A 26,439-nucleotide genomic window follows, 5' to 3' on the forward strand; every position below is an offset into this window, starting at 1 on the left:
CCGATCGGGTGGCGATCAGTCCGGCCAGCCGGGCGAGCGGCCCAGTGCCCGCAGGAGTCGGTCGAGGGCGGGGTCGAGGGCGGGGGCGGATTCGATCGGCGGCACGGCCGGCCCGAACGGGGCGCCGGGTTGCCGCCGGTTCTCGTCGTCGGGGACGGCGAGCGCGATGTCGAGCGCGGGCCCGGCGAGGTCGTCGTCGAGCCGGTACGGCAGGCCGAGCGCGCGGGCGACGTCCCAGCCGTGCACGACGTAATCGATGAAGTGGAAGCCGACGGCCAGGCTGCCGGGCGCGGTGAAGCCGGGGGCGAACTCCGGAAGGTCGAAGTGTCTTTCCAGCACATCCGGTTCGGCGTAGGCGGCGGTGACATCGGCGGCGGCGTCGGCGTAGGCGGCGACCGGATCGGCGGCCGGCGGACGCGGCTGCCACACCGCGAGGTCGGCGCCTTGTCCCCGGGCCGATGCCGCGAAGCCGCGATGCTGAGCTGTCATGTGCGACAACAGATCTGCGAGATTCCATGCGGTGCACGGGGTGGGTCGATCGAGGTCGGCGGGGGTCAGGCGGGAGACGATCTCGACGCTGTAGTCCACGGCGCGCCGGTTCAGATCACAAATACTAGGCATGTGTAGATAGTAAGCAGATGTATATCGTATGCACAAGACTATCTATCCGGAGGACGTAAATTGTGCGCATGGCGAAGACGGAGCGTCCCGATCTGGCGGCGATGATCGTGCCGCTCGGCCGCGCGCTGATGGCGATCGAACGGCCGATCCTGGACTCGCACGGACTGAGCATGTGGGCGTACTCGGTGCTGCTGGCGCTGGGCCGCGGTCCGGCGCGTGGCCAGGGGGTGCTCGCGGAGGAGATCGGCGCGGACAAGACGCGGATCATCCCGGTGCTGGACGACTTACAGGAGCGCGGGCTGATCGAGCGGCGGCCCGACCCGGCGGATCGGCGGGCACGGCTGCTCGCGCTGACGCCGGAGGGGCGCGGGCGCTCCTCGGCCGCGCAGGCGGAGATTCAGGCCGCCGAGCAACGGCTGCTGGGCCGGTTGCCGGCCGCCGACCGGCGCGGCTTTCTCAATGCGCTCGCCGTCCTCTCGGCGCTGCCGCGCGAGGAGATCGTGGGCGGTGACGCCACCTCGGCGTGACGTCGCCCCCGAATGGGAGCGTGACGTCGCCCCCGAATGGGAGCGTGACGTCGCCCCCGAATCGGAGCGTGACGCCGCCCCCGAATCGGAATCGGTAACGGCCGGCGTACCGGCCGCGCCCGCTGCCGGGGATCGGCGTTGATCCCCCGTGGTTCGCCGTTGAACCTTCATCCCGTTATTGCGGAAATCGCCTGGGCGGCTTCACCTGTTACGACGGGGCGGGCCCGGAAAGTTCATCGTCCGGGCCGGAGCCTGCGCCCGGATCAGTCCTGCGCCCGGATCAGCGGTTGCGGCGGGGAATGCGGATGGTCCAGGGCGCCGGGTCGCGCAGTTGGACGCGCTCGCGAGGAGCCGCGAGCAGCGCCGCGGCACCGGCCACCGGCAGCAGTAGCGCCGCGATCAGGCTGAAAGTGTAGTTGCCCGTGGACATTTCGGCGGGCTTGTGGGCGGCGTGGTAGATCAGGTGCGGCACCCCGAAGACCAGCCAGCCCAGCCCGGCGACCCGGCCCAGCAGGCTGTCGCCGTAGTAGAGCGCGGCGGCGGTGACCACCGCGAGACCCAGGAAGAACGCGCCCACATCGGCGGCCAGATGATGGTTGTACGGACCGTCACCCGCCACCCAGTTCAGCCCGAATCCGGGAAAGCTGCGATACCAGGCCCCCGGCGCGACGATCGCCCACAACCCCACGACCACACCCTGCACCGCCAGGAACCACAGCGCGACGGTGGTGATCAGCCACCGCCGCCGATTGACGTCCCACCGCATCCGTACCCGCAGGCTGTCACCTGCCCGCTGCACCGAGATCCGCATCGCACCCTCCCGTTCGCCCCCATCGGATGCAGCCACCGTAAACCGGCCATTCGGTGCGAACAAGAGTCCGGCGCCGGAGATGACCGCGCCCGGCCGAAAGAGTCAGGACGTTGTGGTGGCGGGTGTGTGGCTCGCCTGCTTCAGGCGGTGGGCGGCGGTGTAGATGTTCATGGTGTCGCCGCGAAGGAAGCCGGCGAGGGTGAGGCCGGCGTCGGCGGCCAGGTCGACGGCCAGGGAGCTGGGGGCGGAGACGGCGCCGAGGACGGGGATGCCGGCCATGACGGCCTTCTGTACCAGTTCGAAGGAGGCGCGGCCGCTGACGATCAGGACGAGGTCGTGCGCCGGGATGCGGTCCTCGCGCAGTGCCCAGCCGATCACCTTGTCGACCGCGTTGTGCCTGCCGACGTCCTCGCGGACCGCCAGCGCGGTGCCGTCGGCGGTGAACAGTCCCGCCGCGTGCAGGCCGCCGGTGGCGTCGAAAACCGTTTGGCGCGCACGTAGCTCACCGGGGAGCGTGGCGAGGACGTCGGCATCCACGATCGGCCCCCGGGCGGGGAGCGGGAACCGGGTGTGGGTGCGCACCTCGTCCAGGGCCGTCTTGCCGCACAGCCCGCAGGCGCTGGTCGTCAGGAAGTTGCGGGCGGGAACCATTGTGGGCGTGCGCAATTCGATATCGAGCACGTTGTAGGTGTTCTGCCCGTTCTCGTCTGTCCCGGCGCAGTACCGGGCCGAGACGATATCCTCCCGGGATCCGATGATGTTCTCGCCCAGCAGGAATCCGTGCGCGAGGTCGATATCGCTGCCGGGGGTGCGCATGGTGACCGTCAGCGACTGCCCGCCGAGGCGCAGTTCGAGCGGCTCCTCGACGGCGAGGGAGTCCGGCCGGTGGATCTGTCCGGCCGGCGTGATTCGAAGCATCTTCCGTCGTGCGGTCACTCTGCTCACTGCTGTACCTCGCTGCTGTGGGTCGGACCGGAGGAACGGTCGCCACGCCGAGCGCATCGGACACGCCGGACGCGGCAGTCGGGCGGTTTGCCTTGGGTCAAGGCCACTGACCAGCGTATCCCCTTGCCGAGGGGGCGGAATCGCACCCTCGGTTGCGGCGGTGTGGCAGAGGTCTCACCTGTTAGCGGCGGAGGTCGGCGGCGTCGTGTGCAACAAGTTTTCACGGTCCGGGCGTGCCCCCGAATCTCGGGGGACCGCCGTGCCGGACCTGCGGGTATTCGGGTCGTGATGTATCAAGCAGCGCAACCTGTTTCGGCGCCGTTGCGCCCGGAGCCCATGTTTTTCCCGGTTGCCGCCGGTATGGCCCGTTGCTAGTCTGACCTTGTTCGAGAATTGCTCGGGGGATGTGTTGCGGCGTCCCGATGACGAGTCGCCGTGTCAGGTTCAGCGATTTTTCGAGAAGGCCATCATGTCGATACCCGTTCAGGGTCGTCGTGTCGTGCCGTTCGTATCAGTGAACGGATTCCGGCCATGACGACCACCGTGCAGTCGATACCTACCGAAGCCGATTCGATTCCGGTAGCCGCCGGGACGTCGGCGGCATTGCCCCGCCTGCTCACCGTGGCGACGGCCAATCCGCCGACCGGTTACCGCCAGTCCGAACTCGTCGACCTACTCGGAATCACCGATCCGAAAATCCGGGGCGTATTTCTCAACGGCGGTATCGAACACCGATACCTGACGTTACCGCCACGTGACGAGAACGGAAATTTCCGCGTCGAGACGCAGGCGGAGCTCCTCGACAAACACCGCCGCCACGGCGTCGGTACGGGCGCCGACGCGATCCGCGCCTGCCTGCGCGGCCTGGGCCGCCCGCTGGAAGACGTCAAGTATCTGGTCGCGGTGACGACCACCGGATTCCTCACGCCGGGTTTCAGTGCGCTGCTGATCGACGAGCTGGGATTGTCGCCGCACACCGCCCGGCTGGATGTGGTCGGCATGGGCTGCAACGCGGGGCTCAACGGCCTGTCCGCCGCCGCGAGCTGGTCGGCCACCCATCCGGGCGAGCTGGCGATCCTGGCCTGCTCGGAGGCCTGTTCGGCCGCCTACGTCTTCGACGGGACGATGCGGACGGCGGTGGTCAACAGCCTGTTCGGCGACGGCGCGGCGGCATTGGCGCTGTGCGCGGAGCCGGGCGGCGGCACCGGCGCGGTTCCGCTCGATCCGGTTCCGGCCGATCCGGTTCCGGCCCTGCTGGCCCAGCGCAGCTACATGATCCGCCACGCGATCGGGGCGATGCGCTACGACTGGGATTCCGACGCCGGGAAGTTCAGTTTCTATCTCGACAAGGAAGTGCCCTACGAGGTCGGCGCGCACGTCGAGATCGTGGTGGACCGGTTGTTGTCGGAGAACGGCCTGCGGCGCAAGGACATCGCGCACTGGATCGTTCACTCCGGTGGCAAGAAGGTGATCGATGCGGTCAAGATCAATCTCGGTCTGACCGGACACGATCTGCGTCATACCACCGGTGTGATGCGCGATTACGGAAATTTGTCCAGCGGTTCCTTCCTGTTCTCCTACGAGCGGCTGCTCGCCGAACAGGTCACCCGCCCGGGCGATTACGGGGTGTTCATGACCATGGGTCCGGGCTCGCAGATCGAGACCGCCCTGGTTCGATTCTGACGTTGTGCCCGATCACAACGAACGGGGGATAAATTCATGAGTACTGAATCGACCGCGCACCGCAACGGTGCCGGAGTAGACGGAATCGACGTTCACATCATTGCGGCGGTAATTGCCGCGGACGCGCCGCTGTCGGCAGACATGATCGAGTCGGTGATCGCGGTCGCGCGCCGGGCGGAGGATGCGGCGGCCGGCACGCGGCACTGCGTGGTGCTGTATGTCGGCGGTGCCCGCACGGGACAGCGCTTCCCGTGGCCCGGCGACGTGGCCGTCGGCGACGTCGGGAAGTGGGAGGCCGCGCTGCGGCGGCTGGAGCAGGTGCCGGTGCCGATCATCGCGGCGGTCGACGGCGCGGCCTACGGTCCGGCTGCGGAACTGCTTCTGGTCGCGGACTACCGCGTGCTGCGATCGGGCGCCGAATTCCGCTTCGCGACCACGGGTGCCGGTGTCTGGCCCGCGATGGGCATCTACCGGCTGGCCGCGCAGATCGGGGCCGGCCGCGCCCGCGATCTCGTGGTGCAGGGGCGCGGCCTGACGGCCGAGGCGGCGGTCGAACGGGGCCTGGCGGATACGATCGTGGCCGACGCCGAGGCGGAGGTGGGCGCGATCAAGGCCGGGCTGGCGCTGTTCGAGTCGGCGGTCGGGTCCGAGCTGGCGATCCGGCGGCGGCTGCTGCTGGACGCGATGACGACCCGGTTCGAGGACGCCCTCGGGGCACACCTCGCCGCATCGGACCGTACGCTGCGCCGGGAACGGGCGGCGTCGTGACCACCGTGACGCTGCCCGACGTGGCCGGGGAACTCACCCGCGAAGCCGCCGAATTGGCCGCCGCGGCAGCGGAACACGCCGCTCTGCTGCGGGAGCTGGGGCCGGTGCCGGGGCGGGACGAGTCCGCGGCCGCCCGGGCGGCGGCCGGGCACCGCTCGATGCGGCACCGGCGCCGGAACTTCCTGCGCCGGCACGTATCCGCGGTGTACCGCGCTGCCACCGACGACCTGCGGCAGCCGCTGCGGCTTGCCGAATTGGCCGATGCCGCAACGGATCTGTTCCCCGGCCTGCTGCCGTCGGCCGACCTGCTGGCCGCCGATGCCGGGCGGCCGCAGGCGGAGAAGGAAGGATGGGAGATCGATCAGGGCCTGTTCTTCGCGGCCGTCTTCGCCGAGCCGGTGGCGGGCAACCACCTGCTGGACGTCATGCGCGCACCCACCCGGCGCGCGCTCGAGCTGGCCGATGAGTGGGCGGTCACCGGGTCGGTGGAACTGCCCGCGGCCACGGTGACGCGGGCCGGCACCACCGCGACGGTCACCATCACCAATACCCACTGCCTCAATGCCGAGGACAATCAGCACGTCGCCGACATGGAGACGGCGGTGGACCTGGTGCTGCTCGATGCGCGGACCCGGGTCGGCGTGGTGCGCGGCGGCGTGATGGATCATCCGCGGCATCGCGGCCGCCGCGTGTTCAGCGCGGGAATCAACCTGGCGCACCTGCACGCGGGCAAGATCTCGTTCGTCGACTTCATCCTCGGCCGCGAAACCGGTTACATCGCCAAGATTCTGCGCGGATTGTCGGGCGACGAACCGGTGCCGGTCACCAAACCGTGGGTGGCGGCGGTGGATTCGTTCGCCATCGGCGGCGGCGCGCAGCTGCTGCTGGTGTTCGATCGCGTGATCGCCGCCGCCGACAGCTATTTCAGCCTTCCCGCGGCGCAGGAGGGGATCGTTCCCGGGGCCGCGAACCTGCGGCTCGGCCGGGGTGCCGACCATCGGCTGTCGCGGGACGTCATCCTGTGGGGCCGCCGCATCCACGCGACCGAACCGGCCGCGCGGCTGGTCTTCGACACCGTGGTGGAGCCCGCCGAGATGGACGGCGAAATCGACGCGGCGGCGCGGCGGCTCGCCGCCGACGCGGTCGTGGCGAACAAGCACATGCTGGTCGCGGCGGAGGAACCGCAGGACGTATTCCGTTGCTATCTGGCCGAATTCGCGTACCAGCAGGCGCTGCGGTGCTACGGCGCCGACGTGCTGGCCAAGGTGAGCCGGTTCAGCGGGGCGGGCCGATGACCGTCGCGGAGTCGCGCACGGTCGAATACCGCAAGGAGGGCCACGTGGCGACGGTCGAACTGGCGCGCCCCGAGGTGCTCAACGCGATGAACCTGCGCATGCACGCCGAACTCGCCGAGGTCTGGGACGATATCGAGGCCGACGACGAGATCTGGGTCGTGGTGCTGTGCGGCCGCGGGGAGCGGGCGTTCTCGGTGGGCCAGGACCTGAAGGAGCTGGTCGCGCGGATCGATGCCGGTACCGCGCGTTCCTCGTTCGGGAGCGCGGGCAAGCCGGGCTTCCCCCGGATCACCGAACGGTTCTCCTTCCCGAAGCCGATCGTCGCGAAGGTGCGCGGCTACGCGCTCGGGGGCGGGTTCGAACTGGTGCTCGCCTGCGACATCGTGATCGCCTCGGCGGACGCCGAATTCGGGCTCACCGAAGCGAAACTCGGCCTGATTCCCGGGGCCGGCGGAGTGTTCCGGCTGCCCCGGCAGGTGCCTTACCGGGTGGCGATGGGCCACCTGCTGACGGGCCGCCGGATGTCCGCGGCGCGCGCCGCCGAACTCGGCCTGATCAACGAGGTGGTGGCGCCCGACGAGCTGGACGCTTGCGCGGACCGGTGGGTCGCCGACGTCCTGGCGTGCGCGCCGCTGTCGGTGCGCGCCATCAAACAGGCCGCGGCCGAATCGATCACCGAACCGCTCGCGGTCGCCTTCGCCCGCGAATACCACTGGGAGACAGCCCGGATGCAGTCCGCCGATGCCGAGGAGGGCCCGCGCGCCTTCGTGGAGAAACGCCTACCCCAGTGGACCGGCCACTGACACCGCACATATCGAATCGACTCGAAGAAGGACCATGCAGAAACCCGACGCCAAGCTCGGCCGCGACCTGATCCTCGACTACGTTCGCGAGGCCGGGATCGAGTACGCCTTCGGAGTGCCCGGCACGCACGAGATTCCGCTCATCGACGGCACCACCCTGCCGGAGAACGAGATGTCCTACATTCCGTGCCTGCACGAGAACATCGCCGTGGGCGCGGCGATGGGGTACGCACGGATGTCCGGCCGGCCCGGCCTCGCCATCGTGCACATCACGCCCGGCACGGCGAACATCATCGACAATCTGTTCAACGCCTATCGCTCCAATATTCCCGTGCTGGTGCTGTGCGGGCAGCAGCACAGCGATCTGCTGATCCATGAGCCGATCCTGGCGTCGGACCTGGTGCGCACGGCCGGGCAGTACGCCAAGTGGGCGCACGAGGTGCGCGATATCGATGAGCTGCCGGTGGTGTTGCAGCGCGCGTTCAAGGAGCTGACGGTGCCGCCGCTGCGGCCGGTCTTCCTGTCCATCCCGTGGGACATCCTGCTGCAGCGTCCCACCATGCCCGACACCGGCCGTTTCACCCGCATCGCCCACGCGGTGACCGGCGACCCGACCGGCATCGCCGCGGCCGCGGAAACCCTTGCGCGGGCCCGGAACCCGGTGCTTCTGGTCGGGGACGGCGTCGGCGAGGCCGGCGCCTGGCCGGAGATCGAGCGGCTGTCGTATCTGCTCGGGGCGGCGGTGTACTCCGAGAACCAGGCCAGCCGGATGAACTATCCGAACAACCTGCCGCACTGGCAGGGCGAGCTGATGCCGACCCAGGAGGGCGTGCACAAACAGCTCGAGGACTTCGACACGATCTTCCAGGTCGGCGTCAATTCGCAGGCGCAGATCCTGGTTTTCCGGTGGCAGGACGGGCCCATCCTGCCGGCCCACCTGACTCAGGTGTTCCTGCACAACGATCCGTGGGAGATCGGCAAGAACCATTATGCCGAGGTCGGCCTGCTCGGCGACCTGAAGGCGACGCTGCCCGCCGTCATCGCGGCCGTCGAGGAACACGAGTCCTATGCCGCCGCCGCGGCCTCGGCGCGCAACACCTCGATCGAGGCCCTGGACATCCGGCGCGACGCTGCATTCGCCGCCGCGGCCGACGAATTCCCGGGCGCCGCAGGGAAACCCATTCCCGACTACCAGGTTCCCATGGTCTTCGCGCAGGTGCAGGAGACGCTGACCAAGCCGGTCACGGTCGTCAACGAGGACTTCGCGGTGCTGCCCGCCATCCAGAAGGCCATCCAGTACGACCACCCGGACGCCTACTTCTGCACCTCCGGTGGCGCCCTGGGCTTTTCGCTGCCCGCCTCGATCGGCATCGCGCTGGCGGTGGGGCGCGAGCGGCTGGTGGTGACCATCGTCGGCGACGGGTCGGCGTTGTTCCACACCAATTCCTGGTGGACCACAAGGAAATTCGAGCTGCCGGTGCTGTACCTGGTGATGAACAACCACGAGTACAAGACGCTGATGACCGGCCTGCGGAACATCGAGAAGCTCTACGATTGGCAACCGGCGAACGAGGCGTGGTACCTGCGGCTCGGCCGGCCCAGCCAGGACTTCGCGCAGATCGCGGCCACCTTCGACATCGACGGCGAGGTGGTCACCGACGGGCGCAAGCTGCGCGAGGCCATCGAGCGGGGCTGCAAGGTCGTCGAGGGCGGCCGACCCTACGTGATCGACATCCTCATCGAACCGGGCGCGTCGGCGCCACCGACCGACCTGATGCTGACCGACAAGCCGGGCGTGGATGCCGAATGGGCACAACAGCTCTGGTCGATGGGCCCGCCGTGAGCCGCGGTCGTCGCGGATCGGCAGAAACCGAATAAGGAGGGGAGTACATGAGCGAGGGGCAAGGTCCGTCGTTGAACCGCCGCACCCTGCTGGGCGCCGCCGCCATCGCCGGGGTCGGCATCGCCGGCATCGGCGGGTTCCTGTTCAGCGAGGACCGAGTGGGGCCGTGGCGGCTGACCGCACGCCGCATGGTCGACCGGCTGGAGGCCACCGCCGGCGGGCGGTTTCCGGGATATCGCCGCAACCACGCCAAAGGGGTTGCGGTGTCCGGCTATTTCGAGAGCAACGGCAACGGGACCGAGGTGTGCCGGGCGTCGGTGTTCCGGGCCGGGCGCTACCGGCTGGCCGGGCGCTTCTCGCTCGGTGGCGGTAATCCGCAGATGCCCGACGATCCGACGGCGCCGCGCGGGTTCGGCCTGCAACTGTTTCTGCCGGGCGGCGAGCAGTGGCGGCTGGGGCTGATCAACATCCCGGTCTTCCTCGACGCCACACCGGACGACTTCTACACGCGCACACTGGCGTTCGCCCCCGATCCGGCGACCGGCAAGCCCGATCCGGAGCGGATGAAACAGCACGTCGCCACCCATCCGGCCACCGCCGCCGCGTTGCAGATCATCGAGAGCGGGCCGCATGCGCCCACGTTCGGCAGCTCGAGCTTCTACGGGCTCAACGCGTTCCGGTGCACCGACGACGACGGCCGGACGGTGCCGGTGCGCTGGCACCTGGAGCCCGAGGGTCCCGCACCGTCGACTCCGCCCGGCGCCCTGTTCGATCCGCTGGTCTCGGAGATCAAGAAGGGGCCGCTGCGCTGGACGATGGTGCTGGTCATCGGCGAACCGGGCGATCCGACCCACGACGCGACCAAGCAGTGGCCCGCCGAGCGCCGCCGGATAGCGGTGGGGACCGTGGTCGTCGACGCCGTGCGCACCGAGTCGGGAGACAACGTGCAGCAGGTGAACTTCGATCCGCTGGTGCTGCCCAACGGCATCGCGCCGTCGGATGATCCGCTGCTGCAGGCGCGTTCGGCATCGTACGCGGAATCGTATCGGCGCCGGGCCGCGGAGAACGGCGGGGCGGGCGCGGTGAACGCGGAGGGGGCGAGATGACAGGCGGCGAGATGACAGGGGGCCAGGTGACAGGGGGACAGATGACACTGCACGACGAGATGACCGACACCACCCGTTTCGGTGTCTTGGCGCGAATCCTGCACTGGCTCATGGCCGTCGCGATCGTGGCGATGATCTTCGTCGGCGGATCGATGGTCGGGTCGCTGGGCAACTACGGGCGCCTGCTGAGCATTCACAAGACCCTCGGCCTGGTGATCCTGGTGCTGGCGGTCATCCGGATCGTCAACCGGTTCCGGCAGCGGCCGCCGCGGCGGTCCGACCCGCTCAGCCGCCCGGAACGGCTGGTGGCCAACGGCTCCGAAATTCTCATGTACGCACTGTTTCTCGCGCAGCCCCTCATCGGCTGGTGTCTGGTGTCGGCCTCCGGCATCCCGATCCACATCCTTGGCGGACTGCGCATACCGTCGATCGTGCCGGTCGACGCGGGGCTCTACGCGACACTGCGCACGCTGCACGGCCTGCTGGCGTACGTCCTGCTGGCGGCGTTCACCGCACACATCTGCGCGGTGCTGTTCCACGCACTCATTCTGCGCGACACGCTGATTCGGCGGATGACCTTCGGCGGCCGGAGGTCGCCGGGGCGATGACCGTCGCGCTGGGCGGCCGCGAGCGCGGGGTTGCCGCCGGCTTCGTGCTCGCGGTCGTGCTCGTCGGGGTGAACCTGCGCGCCGCCCTGACCGGTGTCGGGCCGCTGCTGCCGAATATCTCGGCGGACGCGGGACTCTCGCCGGCGTGGGGCGGGGCGCTCACCGCGCTGCCGCTGGTGACCTTCGCGGTGCTCTCTCCGCTGGTCGCCCGGGTGCTGCGGCGCGGTGCGGTGCGGCTGATGGTGCCGGTGCTGGCGGTCTTGGTCGCCGGGCTGCTGATCCGCTCGGGTCCCGGCCTGCCGTCGCTGTTCCTGGGCACGGTGATCCTCTCCGCCGCACTGGCATTCGCCAACGTGCTGTTGCCGTCGATGGTGCGCGGCGGCGTGCCCGGCCGGCGGATCGCGGCGGTGACCGCGGCCTACGTGACGGCGATGACGGCGGCCGCGGCGACGGCCTCCGGGATCGCGGTGCCGCTGGCCGAGCGCCTGCCGGGTGGCTGGCGGACCGTGCTGGCCGCGTGGGCGCTGCCCGCGGTGGTGGCGTTGGCGATCTGGTGGCGGCGGCGTCCGGCGGAGACGGCCCCGCCGGCCCACCGGGCCCGCCTGCCGTGGCGTTCGCCGCTGGCCTGGCAGGTCAGCCTGTTCATGGGCCTGCAGTCGCTCGGCTTCTACGCGACGATCTCCTGGTTGCCGAGCATCCTGCGGGACAACGGGGTGTCGGCTCGGGACGCCGGAATCTACCTGTTCGGTTTTCAGCTGCTCGGTCTGCTGGCGCTCAACGGCGTGCCGCTGCTGCGTCGTGCGGTGGTCGGTCCGCGCCTGCTCGCCGTGGCGGCCTCGCTGCTGGACGCGGCCGGGTTTCTGCTGCTCGCGGTGGCACCCGGGTTCGCCCCGGTGGCCGTATTCGCCATCGGTCTGGGCGCCGGCATCTGCCTGGTGCTGGCGCTGTCCTTCCAGAGCGAGCGGGCGGCCGACGAGGCGCAGGCGGCGGCGCTGGCCGGCATGGCACAGGGGATCGGCTACCTCGTCGCCGCGGTGGGGCCGTTGCTGCTGGGGCTGCTGCACAGTGCGATCGGGGGCTGGACCGCGGCGCTGACCACCCTGGCCCTGCTGACCGTGTGGCAGGCGGCGATGGGATTCGGCGCCGGGCGCGACCGGTTCGTCGACGCGCCCGTCGGTCGGTGACTCCGTGTGGGTGATGCCGGGTTCGATCGGCCCGGCCGGCCCCTTCAGTCGCTCGAATCGCGTTCGAGGCGAATGGTGACGGCCTTGGAGACCGGGGTGTTGGACCGTTCGGCCACATGGTCCAGTGGGACCAGCGGGTTGGTCTCGGGGTAGTAGGCGGCCGCGTTTCCCTGCGGCGTGGAGTAGCCGACCAGCCGGAAACCGGTGACGCGGCGCTCGGTGCCGTCCGTCCATTCCGAGATCACATCCACCAGGTCTCCGTCGGCGAACCCGAGCGCGGTGATGTCGTCGGGATTGACCAGCACCACCTTGCGGCCGTCGTGGATGCCGCGATAGCGGTCGTCCAGGCCGTAGATGGTGGTGTTGTACTGATCGTGGCTGCGCAGGGTCTGCAGGATCAGCCGTCCCTCGGGCACTGGCAGCCAGCGCAGCGCGTTCACCGCGAAATTGGCCTTGCCGGTGGCGGTCCGGAACTCGCGGGCGTCGCGCGGCGGATGCGGGAGCTGGAAGCCGTTGCGCTGCCGCACCTTAGCGTTGTAGTCGGCGCAGCCGGGGACGACGCGGCCGATGACGTCGCGAATCCGGTCGTAGTCGCTGCGGAACTCCTCCCACGGCACCGGGTGCTCGGGCCCGAACAGCTCCCGGGCGAGTTCGCAGACGATCGCCACCTCGCTGCGCAGCTGCGGGCCGACCGGCTTCAACCGCCCGGTCGACAGGTGCACCATCGACATCGAATCCTCCACCGAGACACGCTGTTTGGCGCCGGTGGGGGACAGGTCCTCATCGGTGCGGCCGAGCGTGGGCAGGATCAGCGCCGTCCGGCCGTGCACGACGTGGCTGCGGTTGAGCTTGGTCGACACGTGCACGGTCAGATCGCAGGCGCGCAGGGCCGCCTCGGTGACCGCGGTGTCCGGGGTGGCGGAGACGAAGTTGCCGCCCATGGCGAAGAACACCTTCGCTCGGCTGTCGCGCATCGCGCGGATGGAATCGACCGTGTCCCAGCCGTGTTCGCGCGGCGAGGTGATGCCGAATTCGGAATCCAGTGCGGCCAGGAAGCTTTCGGGCATCTGCTCCCAGATGCCCATCGTCCGGTCGCCCTGCACGTTGGAGTGGCCGCGCACCGGGCAGACGCCGGCGCCCGGCTTGCCGATCATGCCGCGCAGCAGCAGGAGGTTGGTGGCCTCCTCGATGGTGGGCACGCCGTAGCGCTGCTGGGTCAGGCCCATTGCCCAGCACATGATGGTGGCCTTCGACTCGGCCAGCAGCCGGGCGGTGTGCTCCAGTTCGGCGCGGCTCAGCCCGGTCGCCTCCTCGACCACAGCGAGATCGACTGCGCGCAGGTGCTTTTCGTAGCCGGCGAAGCCGTCGGTGCAGGCGTCGATGAACGCGCGGTCGACGACGGTGCCCGGGGCGCGGTCCTCGGCCTCCAGCAGCAGCTTGCCCAGGCCCTGGAACAGCGCCATATCGCCGCCGAGCCGGATCTGCAGGAAATCGTCGGCGATGCGGATGCCGGAGGTGTACCCCTTGACCGTCTGCGGGTCGCGGAAGCCGAGCAGCCCGGCCTCCGGCAGCGGGTTGACCGCGATGATCCGCGCGCCGTGCTTCTTCGCGTGCTGCAGCGAGCTGAGCATGCGGGGATGGTTGGTGCCCGGATTCTGCCCGGCGATGACGATCAGGTCGGCCTGCGGGAAGTCGTCGATCGTCACCGAGCCCTTGCCGATGCCGATGGAGCTGCTCAGCGCCGAACCGGACGATTCGTGACACATGTTCGAGCAGTCCGGCAGATTGTTGGTGCCGAACGCGCGCACCAGCAGCTGATACAGGAACGCCGTCTCGTTCGCGGTGCGGCCGGAGGTGTAGAAGACCGCCTCGTCCGGCCTGGCCAGGCCGCGCAGTTCCGCCGCGATCAGGCGGTAGGCGTCGTCCCAGGTGATGGGGGAGTAGTGGGTGTCGCCCGGGCGCAACACCATCGGCTCGGTGATGCGGCCCTGCCGGCCCAGCCAGTAGCCGGACTTGGTCTCCAGGTCGGCGATCGGGTGGGCGGCGAAGAATTCCGGCGTGACCGTGCGCAGCGTGGCCTCTTCGGCGACCGCCTTGGCGCCGTTCTCGCAGAACTCGGCGACCCGGCGGGTGCCGGTCGGATCGGGCCAGGCGCAGCTGGGGCAGTCGAAGCCGTGGCGCTGGTTGAGCCGCGCCAGCGTGCGTCCGGTGCGGATGAGGCCCATTTCCTCGATGCCGCGCTCCAAGGCGACCGCGACCGCGGTCAGGCCGGCCGCCTGGTCTTTCGGCGGCGTGACGGTGAGATCGGCTTCCTCGATATCCGGTATCGGCGCCTTGCGATGCATGCCTTCATCCTCCTCTTGCCGACGTCCTCCTCTTGCCGACACCGTCTCCGTCGACCCGGGTGTGGCGTGCGGCAGCGGCGGTGGCTCAAACCGTCCCAGGTGGTCGAGACTACGCGGTATCGTGCCGGGGACCGCGCAGCCCAGGATGGATCGCACGCCGGGCGCCGCCCGGTTGTCAACGACGAGGAACACGATGCACATGATCACGACGCGCCGGCCCGTGCTGCGAGCCGGGACGATCGCCGCCGGGGCGTTCGCGGTGGTGGCCTGCACGCTGGCCGCACCCCAGCCCGCCGACGCGGCGGTGACCAGGCTGGGCGCCACGCCCGACCTGAGCTTCGGAATCGGGACCAACTACGGCACCGGCTGCAACCACACCCTGAGTGCCAGGGTCGACGATCCGTCCGCCCCGGTGACCTTCTACGACAACGGAATTCCGATCGCCAGGATGAGGCCGGGCGACGCGTACGGACAAATTCGGTGGGTGCCCGCGACGCAGGGGCGGCACGTGCTGGCGGCGGTACAGGACGGCCAGCCCGCCGAACTCCCCCCGGCGACCTTGGACCTGTCCGTCGGCGCCGGTTACCCCGTCGGCAACGGCTGCGCCGTCTTCGGCGGATAACGCCGACGTACCCACCGCCGGTCGATCGGGTCCGGCACTCCCCGGCATCGTTCGATGACGTCGGCCGCGCGGTCGGGCACAGGTCTTTCCGGGACATCCGCCCGATCACCCGAACTCGCTGCGGCAGTCCGCCGATCAGGCCCGTCGCAACGGCCTCCGACGGATGCCCCGGCGTCGTCGCGGTGCGCGATCGCAGCGGGCTCGGCATTCGCTGCTGTTCGTCGCTGTTCGTCCTGGCCGGCCGGAATGTGCCAGGGGGCGGCGGCAATTCGGTCTGCACGGGCCCCAGCAGGAGCGGATGGCGGTCCGGAAATCATGTCCGCACTTGCCACCTACCAGGTGTGCGGCGATGGGTCACATGGTCGGCCAGGTCCGGGCGGGCGGCCGGTCTCGCTCGGCAGCGGCCGCAGGTGGGGCCGGGCATCGGTGCGAGGGCGGCTCTGGGGAGCGGGGTGAAGGGCCGGATTGACCGTATATTCCCGAACGGCTATATTGCCGATATGGCAAGTACGTTCGAGGTGCTGGCGGAACCGCGACGGCGGCAGATTCTCGACCTGCTCCGTACCGGCGAGCGTCCGGTCGGTGAGCTGGTCGAGCAGCTGCGGCTGGCGCAGCCGACGGTGTCGAAACACCTGAAGGCGCTGCGGGCCGTCGGTCTGGTCGAGGTCAGGAACGATGCCCAGCGGCGGCTCTATCGGCTGCGCCCGCAGCCGCTCGCCGAGATCGACGAATGGCTCGCGCCGTACCGGTTGCTGTGGGAACAGAGCCTGGACGCGCTGGAACGTCACCTCGACACGATGCCGGACGAGGACTCGTGACGGCGCAGCCGGTGACCGATCGAAGGAGACGATGATGCAGGGGTCCGGAGAGATCCGCGTCGAGCGGATGCTGGCGCACCCGCCCGAGAAGGTATGGCACGCCCTAACCCGGCCGGACCACCTCAGCCAGTGGTATCCGCTGACCGTCACGGCGCTCGACCTCAGGCTGGGCGGCAGGGTGAGCTTCGACGACGGGGAGGGGACGACCTACGAGGGGGTGGTGACCGAGTTGGATCGCCCGTGGCGATTCGCGTTCACCGAGGGGGACGAGCTGCTCCGGTTGGAGCTGCGGCCGCACGACGACGGCTGCCTGCTGACATTGACGCATCGGTTCGATGCGTCGCAGGCGTGGCCGGGCGCGTCCGAGGGGTGGCGGCAATGCCTGGACGCGTTGGCGGTTCTCGTCGTCGCGGATCCGGACGATACGCCGCTCGGCACGGTCGCCGACCAGCATGACGGTCGGCAGGAACTGCGCTTCGAGCGTCGGCTGACGCATCCCCCGGAGAAGGTGTGGCGAGCCCTGACCCGGCGCGACCAACTGCGGAATTGGTTTGCGGCACACACCGATCGCGACTTCGCCCCCGACGCGCGGGTGCGCTTCACCATGACCCCGGAGGCGAAGCGGCAGATGAACGTCGCCGACGGCGCGGAGTCGCTCGGCGAGGGGACGGTCACGGTCTTCGATCCGCCCCGGCGGCTCGAATACACCTGGGACGGGCAGGTGATGATCTGGGAACTCGTCCCCTCCGGCGACGGCTGCGTGCTCGTGTTCACCACCGTCTTCGACCACGAGGGCGGGGCGAGCGAGGCGGCGGGCTGGCACGCCGCACTCGAGGTGCTCGCGGCGCGGCTCGGCGAGCGCGAGGTCGGCTGGTCACCGTGGGATCGGGTGGGTCCGCTCACGGCGGTGTACGGGCGCGCTGTGCGCACACCGGGCGACCGGCCGTCCGATCCCGTCGAGGGTGCCGAGTACGGTCTCGACGCAGCGGCGGGGAACCCCACGGCACTCGGATAGTGGTTCTTATCGGGTGGGCCACAAGGGTTTTCGCTGTGGTCCTCCCGTGGGGCGCAACTGTTCGACGGCCGGTTCCGGAGTGCCGGGCGGTTCGGTACCGGCACCACCGGGTGGGGGTCGTTCAGGGGCGGTTACCGGCGTGCGGTGCGGGCGAGCCGATCGGGCACAACATGATCGCGTCCGGCACCGTCGCCAACTACTCGATGGTTCGTGTCATGAGAATGTCGATGCCCTTCGGTATTCGGCCAACGACTCCGGACAGACCGAGTGCGATCACCGGTCGGCGAAGAGGAGGGCGGTGTCGCCGAACTCGTGCCACAGGTAGCCGGTGGTGAGGGCCGTGCGGTAGGCGGTGGTGACCGTGCTCGGGCCGGCGACGGCCTCCAGGAGGTGGAGGTGGGAGGCGCCGGGTTCGTGCCAACCGGTGATCAGGGCGTCGACCGCGCGGGCGGGGTGGGCGGTGCCGAGGACCAGGTCGGTCCAGCCGGTCGCCGGGTGTACGTGGCCGGTGGGGTCGGTGGCCGATTCCAGGGCGCGGGTGACCGTGGTGCCGACGGCGATCACGCGGCCGCCGTCGGCGTGCGTCGTATTCACCAGTCGAGCCGTCTTTTCCGGGACCGTATAGCGTTCCGGGCTCGGCGGTTCGCCGGTCTCGGGGGAGGAGACACCGGTGTGGAGGGTGATCGGGGCGAGCTGGATACCGGACGACACCAGGTCGGTCACCAGGCGGTCGGTGAACGGGCGGCCGGCGCTGGGCATTTCGGCGCTGCCCGGTTCGCGGCCGAAGATCGTCCGATAGAAGTCGGGCGACCAGCGCTCGGTGACATAGGAATACGTGATCGGCCGGCCGAATCGGGCCAGCAGGCGACCGACGTCGGTGTCGATGTCGGCGATCCACAGCCGCCGGGCGGGCGGCAGCCACGGCTCGAGCAGCGTGGCCGTCGCTTCCGGAAGCTCCACGCGCCGGCCGGATTCCGGAGCGTCCGCCGAGAACGGTGTGCCCTCGGGCGAGCGCAGCTCCACGACCCAGCGGCCGTCGTCGAGCGCGGTGGCGACATGCAGGACGGCCGGACGGCCCCGGTAGCGGGCGTCGACGGCGGCGGCCAGCGTGGCCGAATTGTTCACCACGACAAGATCTCCCGCGCGCAGGAACCTCGGCAGTTCCCGGAAACGCGCGTGCGTCACGGTGTCGCCGTCGGCCACCAGCATGCGCACCAGGTCGCGGGCGATGCCGCGCGCCTCGGGCGGTGCGGTGGCGGCCCGCTCGGCGGGGACGATGAATTGCTCCAGCGCCACAGTCATCGCGCTGTACCTTCTTTCGTATCGGAGATCACTGCGCCGCAAGCACGTCGGACGCCACGTACCGGCCGCTCGGCGGCCGGGCGTCGATCAGGTGCAGCAGCGCCGGGACGGCCGTTTCGGGGCCGGGCCGGTCGGAGATGTCCTCGCCCGGGAAGGCGGCCTGGTGCATGGCGGTGCGCATATCGCCGGGATCGAAGCTGTAGACGTGCAGGTCCGGGTTCTCGGCGGCGAAGGTCGCGGTGAGGTGATCCAGCGCGGCCTTCGAGGCGCCGTAACCGCCCCACCCTTCGTAGGCGTTCACCGCCGCATCGGAGCTGATGTTTACGGCGGCGCCGGCGCAGGCCCGCAGCTTCGGCAGTGCCAGTCGCAGGATGGCCAGCGGCGCAACCACATTCGTGGCCAGGACGGCCGCCAGCTCCGCCGCGGAATAGTCGGCCAGCCGCGGCATCGGACTCGGCCCCAGCGCGCTGGCATTGTTCACGACCAGGTCCAGCCGCGGCGCGGTATCGATGACCGTGGCGAGGCTGTCGCGGTGCGCGGGGTCGGCGACGTCGCCGGCGACGGCCATGGCCCCGGTCGCGTCGCGCACCCGGACCAGGGGTTCGAGGCGGCGGGCGGTGAGGATCAGATCCCAGCCGCGATCGGCCAGGGCGAGCGCGGTCGCACGGCCGAAACCCTCGGATGCGCCGGTGATGAGTGCCGTTCTCGTCGTGTTCATGAGACCATCCTCAAACCTCAACTTATCTCGAGGTCAAGGGTTCGCCGGGATCCGATCCGAGAATCGGCCCGATCGATTCGGCACGGCGCCGATGAGTTTCGCCGCGTGGCACCGTCTCAGGAGGTGACCAGGCGGAATACCTGCGGAATACCTATCGAGGGAGCCAGCATCATGTCCTACAGCTTCAAGCCCGGCGATCCCTGCTGGGCCGAGATCTACACCTCCGACCCCGATCGGACCATCGAGTTCTACAACGGGCTGTTCGGCTGGACCGCGGAGCGTGCCGAGGAACACGGCGGCTACATCACCTTCCGCAAGGACGGCAACGCCGTGGCGGGCGGGATGGGTAACGACGGCGCCGAGGGCGCCCCCGACCAGTGGACCGTCTATCTGGCCAGCCCCGACGCGCGAGTCACGACCGACGCCGCGACCGCGCACGGCGGCCGGGTGATCGTCGAGCCGATGCCGGTCGGCGATCTGGGCACCATGGCGGTGCTGACCGACTGCAGCGGTGCCGGCGTGGGGGTGTGGCAGGCGGGCGTGCACATCGGTTTCGGCGCGCTGGGCGTGGCCAGCAACGGGCAGTGGACCGGCCATGTCGGCCATCCCTCGTGGTTCGAACTGCACACTCCGGCCTACGCCGACACCTTGAAGTTCTACGGCGAGGTGTTCGGCTGGCACGATCCGTTCACCGTCTCCGACACTCCGGAGTTCCGGTACACCACCATTCACTCGGTCAGCCCGATGCTCGGCGGGGTGATGGACGCCTCCGAGCTCCTGCCGGCCGGCGCGCCCGGCGAATGGCATGTGTGCTTCGGCGCGGACGATGTCGACGATGCGGTGAAAACCGTGCGGGAGCTGGGTGGTTCGGTGCATCGCGAACCGCAGACCACCCCCTACGGCCGGATGGCGTCGGTCGCCGATCCGGGCGGTGTGCGATTCAGCATCGGCGGCAATGCTCCCGCCTGATCCGGTGCGCCTTACGACCGGTCGGTAGCGAACGCCGCCCGGGCGGCGGGAAGCGCCGCGGCGCGGTCGGTGTCGACGAGCCCCAGGCGGGTGCGGCGGTCGAGCAGGTCGTGCTCGTCCAACGCACCCTCGTGGGAGACGGCATAGGTGAATTCGGCACGCAGGACGTCGATCCCGGGGGCGACGGGTTCGGCGAGTGCCGGATCCCGCCGGGCCGGTTCGAGGATCGCCGCGGCTTCCGTCCCATAGCGCTCGACCAGGACCGGCGAAGCGGAGATGCGGTCGCGCGATGCGCCGGATGCCGCGCCCACCAGCGGGATTCGTTTCGTGCGGCAGGGGCGGGCGGGAAGCGCGGCGTGCGCCACGGCGGCGTCGACGGCGTCCTCGGCCATCTTCCGGTAGGTGGTGAGCTTGCCGCCGACGACGGTGATCGGCCCGCCTGCCGCGTGCAGCACGGCATGCTCGCGGGAGATGTCCGCGGTGCTGTCTCCGGCGGTGCGCAGCAGCGGGCGCAGGCCCGCGAAACGGCCGCGGACATCGGTGCGGTGCAAGGGTTCCCGGAGCACCGTGTTCACGGTGTCGAGCAGGAAGTCGATCTCGGCATCGGTCGGCTGCGGTTCGTCCGGGACGGGGCCGGGCGCGTCCTCGTCGGTGAGGCCGAGGTACACCCGGCCGTGCGCGGCGGGAAAGGCGAAGACGAAGCGGCTGACGCTGCCCGGGATCGGCACCGTCAGCGAGGCGGTGAGACCGCCGAACGCGGCGGCGTCGAACACCAGGTGGGTGCCCCGGCTGGGACGCAGCTCGATGCTCGGGTCGACCCGGTCGGCCCAGACACCCGCGGCATTGATCACCGAACGCGCACGCACCGTGAGGGTTTCGCCGGTCAGCCGGTCGTGCAGTACCGCCGAGTCGCCGGTCACGCGCTCCGCGCTCACCCGGGTGAGTACGGCGGCGCCGTGTGCGGCGGCCGTGCGCGCGAGCGCCACCACCAGCCGGGCGTCGTCGACCAGCTGGCCGTCCCACGCCAGCAGTCCACCGCGTAACCCGTTGCGGCGCAGGGTAGGCGCCAGACGCACCGCCTCCGCCACCGCGACCCGGCGGGAGCGGGGCAGCACCGCCGCGGGAGTTCCGGCGCTGCGGCGCAACACGTCCCCGGCCACGAACCCGGCCCGCACCAGCGCGCGCCGGCCCCTCCCCAGCCCCGGAAGCAGCGGCACGACCTGGGGAATGGACCGGGTCAGATGCGGTGCGGTAGTGGTGAGCAGAACATCCCGCTCCACCGCGCTCTCGTGCGCGATCCCGACCCCGCCCGAGGCCAGATACCGCAAACCACCGTGCACCAGCTTCGAACTCCAGCGGCTGGTCCCGAACGCCAGATCGTGCTTCTCCACGAGTACGGTGCGCAACCCCCGCGCCGCCGCGTCCAGCGCCACACCCGCCCCGGTGACCCCGCCCCCGATCACCAGGACATCGATCGCACCACCGTCCCCGAGCTCCGCCAGCTCTCGTTGCCGGCGTGCCGCGTTCAGTGCCGAGTCTCGCGGTTCTCCATGGGCGCCGCGCATTTCGTCTCCCGTCACGTGGTCGTCTCCCGCCGGCCCGGCCGCCCGGTCGACGCGGCCGGTTCGCGCATCGGTGCGGGGCCCGCTCTCGACGTAAACCGTTGGGCGGGTGCGGGACCCCCGGGTCGCCCCGTTCTCATGCGAGGCGTTCGCCGCCGTCGGGGATCAGGTAGCCGTCGACCGCGTGGGCCAGTTCGGCGTCCAGCTGGTCCTCGTCGAGCAGTTCGCCGACCATGCCCGCGGACTGCACCGCCGACTGGCTGATCAGCAGCAGCATGGTGGCCAGCTGCTCCGGGTCGCCCGCGCGGATCGAGCCGTCGCGGTGGCCCTCGCGGATGACGGCGGCGAACAGCAGCATCAGCTCCCGCTGGTTGCGGCCGATGCGGCCGAACACGTAGGTCAGCATCAGGTCGGTGTCGGTGCGGAAGATCTTGGCGAACAACGGGTTCGCGCGCAGCGTCGCCGCGCCGGCGACGATGCCCTCCACCAGCCGCGCGCGCGCCGGGCCGCGCACCGGGATGGTGCGCTGGACGATGCCGCGCAGCTCGCGCACCAGCAGCTCGGCGATCAGCGAACGGGTGTCGGGCCACCGCCGGTACACGGTCGGGCGGCTCACGCCCGCACGGCGGGCCACCTCGGTGAGGGTGGTGCGGCGCACCCCGAACTCCGCCAGGCAGGCGCGCCCCGCGTCGAGGATCGCCAGGTCGATCGCGGACAGTTCGTCGGACTCGGTTGTATCGATCGCGTGCATGGGTGTGTCACCACCGGTTGTGGACGTGGCCGGGTTGTGGACGTGGCCGGGGAAGCCCGCCGACCGTTTCGTTACTGCTTGACATTCTATGTCAGACTGTAACGCATGGTCGACACACAGCAACCGATACGGTCGGCGGAAATGCCGGGCGAGTCGTCGGTGCCCGCGGGTATGGTGTGGGACGCCTGGGGCATTCCGTCCGGTCATGCGCCACTTCCGGATCGGATCCGCACGTTGGTGGCGCAGGTGTTCGGAGTGTCCGGTGAGCCGGTGGCCCGTCGCGATGAGGGCGACGTGCCACTCCGCGATTCGATGCTGACGGCTGCCCAGGTCGCGGAGTTGTCCGCGGTGGTGGGTGCCGATCACGTGTCGGCCCGCCACCGGGACCGGCTCCTGCACGCCGGTGGTAAGAGCACGCCGGATCTGTTGCGGCGCCGCGCGGGCGGACCGCAGGATGCCCCTGACGCCGTCGTCTTTCCCGCCGACCACGACGAGGTGCTGGCGGTGCTGTCCCGATGCGCCGAACTCGGCCTGGCCGTGGTGCCCTTCGGCGGCGGCACGAGCGTGGTCGGCGGCGTGGCGCCGGAGGGCGGGCGCTTCGATTCCGTTGTCGCCCTGGATCTGCGGCGGCTCGACACGCTGCGCGAGGTCGATCCGGTGAGCGGCACCGCCACGCTGGGCGCCGGACTGACCGGCCCGCGCGCCGAGGAACTGCTTGCCGGGCACGGTCTTTCGCTGGGCCACTTCCCGCAGAGCTTCGAGTTCGCCAGTATCGGCGGTTTCGCCGCCACCCGCTCGTCGGGACAGGCGTCGGCCGGCTACGGCCGTTTCGACGACATGATCCAACGGCTGCGGATCGCGACCCCCAGCGGCACGCTGGATCTCGGCCGCGCACCCGCCTCGGCCGCCGGGCCCGACCTGCGGGAACTGTTCGCCGGATCGGAGGGCACGCTCGGCGTGATCACCGAGGTGACGCTGCGCGTGCATCCGGTGCCGGAAACCGTTGCCTACCATGCCTGGTCGTTCCCCGACTTCGCGACCGGCGCGGCGGCGCTGCGTGCCGTGGTGCAGTCCGGCGCCGCGCCCACCGTGCTGCGGTTGTCCGACGAGGCCGAGACCGGGCTGAATCTGGCCCGATCCGGCGATGTGGGCGGCAGCCCGGTGGCGGGCTGCCTGGCGATCACGACCTTCGAGGGCAGCGCCGCGCATGTCGACGCCCGGAACGCCGAAGCGAGCGCGCTGCTCGCGGCGGCGGGTGGTGCGGCGTTGGGCGACCGGCCGGCGCGGGAATGGGAGCGCGGCCGGTTCTCCGCACCGTACCTGCGGGACGCCCTGCTGGATATCGGAATCCTCTGCGAGACACTGGAAACCGCGACGAGTTGGTCGAATCTCCCCGAGCTGAAGGCGGCGGTGACCGCGGCGCTGACCGATTCGCTCACCGGCCAGGGCACCCCGGCGCTGGTGATGTGCCATATCTCGCACACCTACCCGACCGGTGCGTCGCTCTACTTCACCGTCGTGGCCAAGCAACTCGACGACCCGATCGACCAATGGCTGCGGGCCAAGCGGGCGGCGGGCGATGCGATCGCGGCGGCCGCGGGGACCATCACGCACCACCACGCCGTCGGCGAGGACCATCGCCCGTGGATGCCCGCCGAGATCGGCGAACTCGGCACGCGGGTGCTGCGCGCGGTCAAGGACGCGGTCGACCCGGCCGGAATCCTCAATCCCGGCAAGTTGATTCCATGAGTGAATTCGGTAGTATCGCTGCCCTTTCCCGGCCGGTCGTAGGCCGCTTGCCCGACTGCGGTGCTGGGCGGTCGACGAGCTTTGCGTCGCAGGTCCTGATGCCGGGTGCCGTGGAGCGCCGCGAACAGTGCCCCGGGAGTGGCACGCGCGGTGCCGCGTGCACCGGGTTCGCCGGTCTCCCGAACGGGGAGGTGCTGGTTTCGTGAGCGGCACACGCTCGGTTCTGCTGGTCACCAATCCGCTGTCCGGGCAGGGGCGTGGTCTGGCGGCCGCTGCCGTTGCCCGGGAACGGTTCACCGGGCGTGGCGTCGAGGTCACCGAGGTGCGCGGGGCGACGGCCGCCGAATCGGTCCGGCTCGTGCGCGAGGCCGTGTCCGGGACAGCGCCGGACGCCGTGGTGTGCGCGGGTGGAGACGGGCTGGTGTGCCTGGCGCTGCAGGCGATCGGGGGCACCGGAGTGCCGCTGGGTCTGGTGCCGGGCGGCACCGGTAACGATCTGGCCCGCGAACTCGGCATCCCCGACGGCGACGCGGAGGCCGCCGTCGACATCGTGCTCGCCGGAACCGTCCGCGCCCTCGATCTGGGCGAGATCGAATCCGGTACGGCCGGTACCGAATACGGCGGACGCCTCCGCTTCGCGACCGTCACGGGCACCGGCTTCGACGCCCGAGTGACCTTGCGCGCCAACCGGATGCGCCGGCCGAAGGGCCCGCTGCGCTACACCGTCGCGGCGCTCGCCGAACTTCTGGGCGGTCTGGCGGTGCCGTACCGCATCGAATTATCCGGCGCGGCAGGTGAATCCGGAACGGTGGTCGAGACCGAGGCGGTGATGGTGGCCGTCGGCAATACCCGCACCTACGGCGGCGGCATGCTGGTCTGTCCCGACGCGGCGATCGACGACGGGCTGCTGGACCTCACGGTGGTCGGCGCCATGACCCGCCTCGACATGGTGCGCATGCTCCCCGCGCTGTCGGCCGGCAAGCGCATCGATCACCCCGCCGTCACCCGCTACCGCGCGGCCGAGATCACCCTGACCGCCCCGCACGCCCCGGTGACCGCGGACGGCGACCCGGCGGGCATGCTGCCCGCGGTCTTCCGCGCACTTCCCGCCGTCCAGCCTGTTCTCGTGCCCTGAATGCGGCCGGCGCCGTCGACGGAGGTCTTGCGGGACGCTGCCCGTGGGCTTTTGCGCTGCACCGCCATCGGGGCATGCACCGGGACACCAGGCCGTGCGGCCCGACCGCGGGGTACCGGCCCCGGGTGCGGCACCCGGAGTTGTTCAGGCTGTCGCTCTGTCTGCGGGACAAGGGATCACGAGGAGAAGGTGACCGCCTGTAGCTGCGCGATCGTCGTGCGGTCGACGAGGACGGCCGAGGCCGGGACGGGGCGCGGCCCGGTGCCGCTGGTGACCCGCCGGACGAGCCGGCGCCAGCGGCCGTAGTGCCGGGCGAAGATCAGCCGGTTCACCCGCCGCCCCCGCGTGCGCTGGCCGTCGCGCGCCGCGTCGGACGGCACGTCGATCATCACGAGATGCAGGTCCCGGCCGCCCTGCTCGGCCCAGGCCGCGATCAGCCTGTGCGACCAGCGCCGGGTGCCGCAGTCGTGCACGACCACCGGGGTCGCGGCCGCACGCAGCGCGCGACGGATGCGGAGGTAGTGGGTCAGGTGCACGATCGGCAGCCACACCGGATACGGCAGTCGGCCCAGCCGCAGCCGCCACCAGTTGCGCGACTGCTGGGAGTCGACCAGCGTCGCGCCCCCGAGTTCGACGCTGTCCACGGCGTCGTCGATGCTGCCGAACAATCGCCGCAGCGCCGTGCTCTTGCCCGCCCCCGGCACGCCGTTGAACACCACGGCCGCCGTCGCCGGATAACGTAACTCGTCGACCGTCCGGCCGCGCAGGTCGACCACGGCCTCGGGTGTCAGCACGCGCGATTCGGGAGCCGGTTCGAGGCCGGATTCCAGCGGGGGACTCATCCTTTCCAGCTTCCCGGCCCGAAATCGTTTCGGCAACAGGGAAAACCCTGAGCTACACCTTCCGATCGCGGCTATCGGCCGAACGAACGACCGTGCCGACCGAACGCGCGGCCTCCGGGACGATTCGGGAGCCTCCGGGACGATTCGGGAGACCGGCTCGGCCGCGGGGAGCGCGGCCTGCCGGTACTTCGGCGGAACCGGTTGCCGATCCGGGCGAGGGCTCGCGGGCGGCCTCGACTCCGGGCGTCCACCGACCCGTCGGGCGCCGGCTCCGGTGTGGATCGCTCGAGTTTCCGATTGTGCTGTCACACATCGTCCCCCTGTCGCGAATAGTGTGATGTCTGAGTACCGACTGAGGTGCAAACCTGCACGAACACAAAGGATTCGGGCAAAACCTGAGAATTGCATATGGATTAG

24 protein-coding genes are annotated in these 26,439 nt (G+C 70.3%); 15 read left to right on the plus strand and 9 right to left on the minus strand.

The window, feature by feature from the left end; translation table 11 throughout:
• Positions 1-15 precede the first annotated feature (15 nt).
• A complete protein-coding gene (locus tag D892_RS0121560; protein ID WP_024803230.1) occupies positions 16-621 on the minus strand; it encodes a TIGR03086 family metal-binding protein in 606 nt (201 codons plus the stop codon).
• A 68-nt stretch (positions 622-689) separates the two neighbouring features.
• On the opposite strand from D892_RS0121560, the gene D892_RS0121565 reads away from it, so the two are divergent.
• Positions 690-1,148, plus strand: a complete 459-nt coding sequence (locus D892_RS0121565) for a MarR family winged helix-turn-helix transcriptional regulator (protein WP_024803231.1) — start codon at positions 690-692, stop codon at positions 1,146-1,148.
• Positions 1,149-1,428: 280 nt separating this feature from the next.
• Here the strand turns inward: D892_RS0121565 and D892_RS43900 are convergent, their stop codons facing one another.
• Together D892_RS43900 and fdhD are read right to left on the minus strand one after the other, a co-directional pair.
• Complete coding sequence (locus tag D892_RS43900; RefSeq protein WP_051499136.1) at positions 1,429-1,959, minus strand: hypothetical protein; 531 nt, start codon at positions 1,957-1,959, stop codon at positions 1,429-1,431.
• 102 nt (positions 1,960-2,061) lie between these two features.
• Positions 2,062-2,904 (minus strand): formate dehydrogenase accessory sulfurtransferase FdhD, encoded by an 843-nt coding sequence (fdhD, locus tag D892_RS0121575; protein WP_024803233.1) that lies wholly within the window; start codon positions 2,902-2,904, stop codon positions 2,062-2,064.
• 531 nt (positions 2,905-3,435) lie between these two features.
• Between fdhD and dpgA the strand changes: the two genes are divergently transcribed.
• From dpgA to D892_RS0121615, 8 genes are read left to right on the plus strand one after another with little or no spacing between them, the layout of a single operon-like run.
• Positions 3,436-4,587, plus strand: coding sequence for a 3,5-dihydroxyphenylacetyl-CoA synthase DpgA (dpgA, locus tag D892_RS0121580; RefSeq protein WP_024803234.1), 1,152 nt, complete (start codon positions 3,436-3,438; stop codon positions 4,585-4,587).
• A 36-nt stretch (positions 4,588-4,623) separates the two neighbouring features.
• A complete protein-coding gene (dpgB, locus tag D892_RS0121585) occupies positions 4,624-5,355 on the plus strand; it encodes an enoyl-CoA-hydratase DpgB (protein ID WP_024803235.1) in 732 nt (243 codons plus the stop codon).
• The gene (gene dpgC / locus D892_RS0121590) at positions 5,352-6,650 is read left to right on the plus strand and encodes a (3,5-dihydroxyphenyl)acetyl-CoA 1,2-dioxygenase DpgC (protein WP_024803236.1); all 1,299 of its coding nucleotides are present in this window, start codon (positions 5,352-5,354) and stop codon (positions 6,648-6,650) included. Before dpgB ends, dpgC begins: the two co-directional genes overlap by 4 nt.
• Positions 6,647-7,453 (plus strand): enoyl-CoA-hydratase DpgD, encoded by an 807-nt coding sequence (gene dpgD / locus D892_RS0121595; RefSeq protein WP_024803237.1) that lies wholly within the window; start codon positions 6,647-6,649, stop codon positions 7,451-7,453. Before dpgC ends, dpgD begins: the two co-directional genes overlap by 4 nt.
• A gap of 34 nt (positions 7,454-7,487) precedes the next feature.
• Positions 7,488-9,296 (plus strand): thiamine pyrophosphate-binding protein, encoded by a 1,809-nt coding sequence (locus tag D892_RS0121600; RefSeq protein ID WP_024803238.1) that lies wholly within the window; start codon positions 7,488-7,490, stop codon positions 9,294-9,296.
• Positions 9,297-9,343: 47 nt separating this feature from the next.
• Entirely contained in the window at positions 9,344-10,402 is a 1,059-nt protein-coding gene (locus tag D892_RS0121605) for a catalase family peroxidase (RefSeq protein WP_024803239.1), read from the plus strand.
• A gap of 59 nt (positions 10,403-10,461) precedes the next feature.
• Positions 10,462-11,010 carry a cytochrome b gene (locus tag D892_RS0121610; RefSeq protein ID WP_024803240.1) on the plus strand — a complete coding sequence of 183 codons (549 nt, stop codon included), beginning with the start codon at positions 10,462-10,464 and terminating at the stop codon, positions 11,008-11,010.
• Complete coding sequence (locus D892_RS0121615; RefSeq protein ID WP_024803241.1) at positions 11,007-12,194, plus strand: MFS transporter; 1,188 nt, start codon at positions 11,007-11,009, stop codon at positions 12,192-12,194. The genes D892_RS0121610 and D892_RS0121615 overlap by 4 nt, the downstream gene beginning before the upstream one ends.
• 44 nt (positions 12,195-12,238) lie before the next feature.
• Here D892_RS0121615 and D892_RS0121620 read toward each other — a convergent pair whose 3' ends face one another.
• Positions 12,239-14,539, minus strand: coding sequence for an FdhF/YdeP family oxidoreductase (locus D892_RS0121620; RefSeq protein WP_024803242.1), 2,301 nt, complete (start codon positions 14,537-14,539; stop codon positions 12,239-12,241).
• 199 nt (positions 14,540-14,738) lie between these two features.
• Here D892_RS0121620 and D892_RS43905 point away from each other — a divergent pair, with 199 nt between their 5' ends.
• The 3 genes from D892_RS43905 (at position 14,739) to D892_RS47840 (ending at position 16,994) form a co-directional block, all read left to right on the plus strand.
• The gene (locus D892_RS43905; RefSeq protein ID WP_024803243.1) at positions 14,739-15,161 is read left to right on the plus strand and encodes a hypothetical protein; all 423 of its coding nucleotides are present in this window, start codon (positions 14,739-14,741) and stop codon (positions 15,159-15,161) included.
• Positions 15,162-15,661: 500 nt separating this feature from the next.
• Positions 15,662-15,979: a helix-turn-helix transcriptional regulator gene (locus D892_RS0121630; RefSeq protein WP_024803244.1), complete on the plus strand. Its 318-nt coding sequence runs from the start codon at positions 15,662-15,664 to the stop codon at positions 15,977-15,979.
• A 31-nt stretch (positions 15,980-16,010) separates the two neighbouring features.
• On the plus strand, positions 16,011-16,994 hold the full coding sequence (locus tag D892_RS47840) for an SRPBCC domain-containing protein (RefSeq protein ID WP_024803245.1): 984 nt from the start codon (positions 16,011-16,013) through the stop codon (positions 16,992-16,994).
• A 273-nt stretch (positions 16,995-17,267) separates the two neighbouring features.
• Here D892_RS47840 and D892_RS0121640 read toward each other — a convergent pair whose 3' ends face one another.
• Positions 17,268-18,296, minus strand: coding sequence for an S-adenosylmethionine:tRNA ribosyltransferase-isomerase (locus D892_RS0121640; RefSeq protein WP_024803246.1), 1,029 nt, complete (start codon positions 18,294-18,296; stop codon positions 17,268-17,270).
• A 28-nt stretch (positions 18,297-18,324) separates the two neighbouring features.
• Positions 18,325-19,014 (minus strand): SDR family oxidoreductase, encoded by a 690-nt coding sequence (locus D892_RS0121645; protein ID WP_024803247.1) that lies wholly within the window; start codon positions 19,012-19,014, stop codon positions 18,325-18,327.
• A 171-nt stretch (positions 19,015-19,185) separates the two neighbouring features.
• Between D892_RS0121645 and D892_RS0121650 the strand changes: the two genes are divergently transcribed.
• A complete protein-coding gene (locus tag D892_RS0121650; protein ID WP_024803248.1) occupies positions 19,186-19,983 on the plus strand; it encodes a VOC family protein in 798 nt (265 codons plus the stop codon).
• Between the two features lie 11 nt (positions 19,984-19,994).
• Here D892_RS0121650 and D892_RS0121655 read toward each other — a convergent pair whose 3' ends face one another.
• The gene (locus tag D892_RS0121655) at positions 19,995-21,548 is read right to left on the minus strand and encodes a glycerol-3-phosphate dehydrogenase/oxidase (protein ID WP_024803249.1); all 1,554 of its coding nucleotides are present in this window, start codon (positions 21,546-21,548) and stop codon (positions 19,995-19,997) included.
• A 133-nt stretch (positions 21,549-21,681) separates the two neighbouring features.
• Positions 21,682-22,296 carry a TetR/AcrR family transcriptional regulator gene (locus D892_RS0121660; protein ID WP_024803250.1) on the minus strand — a complete coding sequence of 205 codons (615 nt, stop codon included), beginning with the start codon at positions 22,294-22,296 and terminating at the stop codon, positions 21,682-21,684.
• Positions 22,297-22,467: 171 nt separating this feature from the next.
• Here D892_RS0121660 and D892_RS0121665 point away from each other — a divergent pair, with 171 nt between their 5' ends.
• Both D892_RS0121665 and D892_RS0121675 read left to right on the plus strand, forming a co-directional pair.
• Complete coding sequence (locus D892_RS0121665; protein WP_024803251.1) at positions 22,468-24,045, plus strand: FAD-binding oxidoreductase; 1,578 nt, start codon at positions 22,468-22,470, stop codon at positions 24,043-24,045.
• Between the two features lie 202 nt (positions 24,046-24,247).
• On the plus strand, positions 24,248-25,180 hold the full coding sequence (locus tag D892_RS0121675) for a YegS/Rv2252/BmrU family lipid kinase (RefSeq protein WP_024803252.1): 933 nt from the start codon (positions 24,248-24,250) through the stop codon (positions 25,178-25,180).
• A gap of 176 nt (positions 25,181-25,356) precedes the next feature.
• On the opposite strand, the gene D892_RS0121680 is transcribed toward D892_RS0121675, so the two are convergent.
• Positions 25,357-26,022 (minus strand): AAA family ATPase, encoded by a 666-nt coding sequence (locus D892_RS0121680; protein ID WP_024803253.1) that lies wholly within the window; start codon positions 26,020-26,022, stop codon positions 25,357-25,359.
• Positions 26,023-26,439: the final 417 nt, after the last annotated feature.

Source organism: Nocardia sp. BMG51109 (assembly GCF_000526215.1).
GTDB lineage: Bacteria > Actinomycetota > Actinomycetes > Mycobacteriales > Mycobacteriaceae > Nocardia.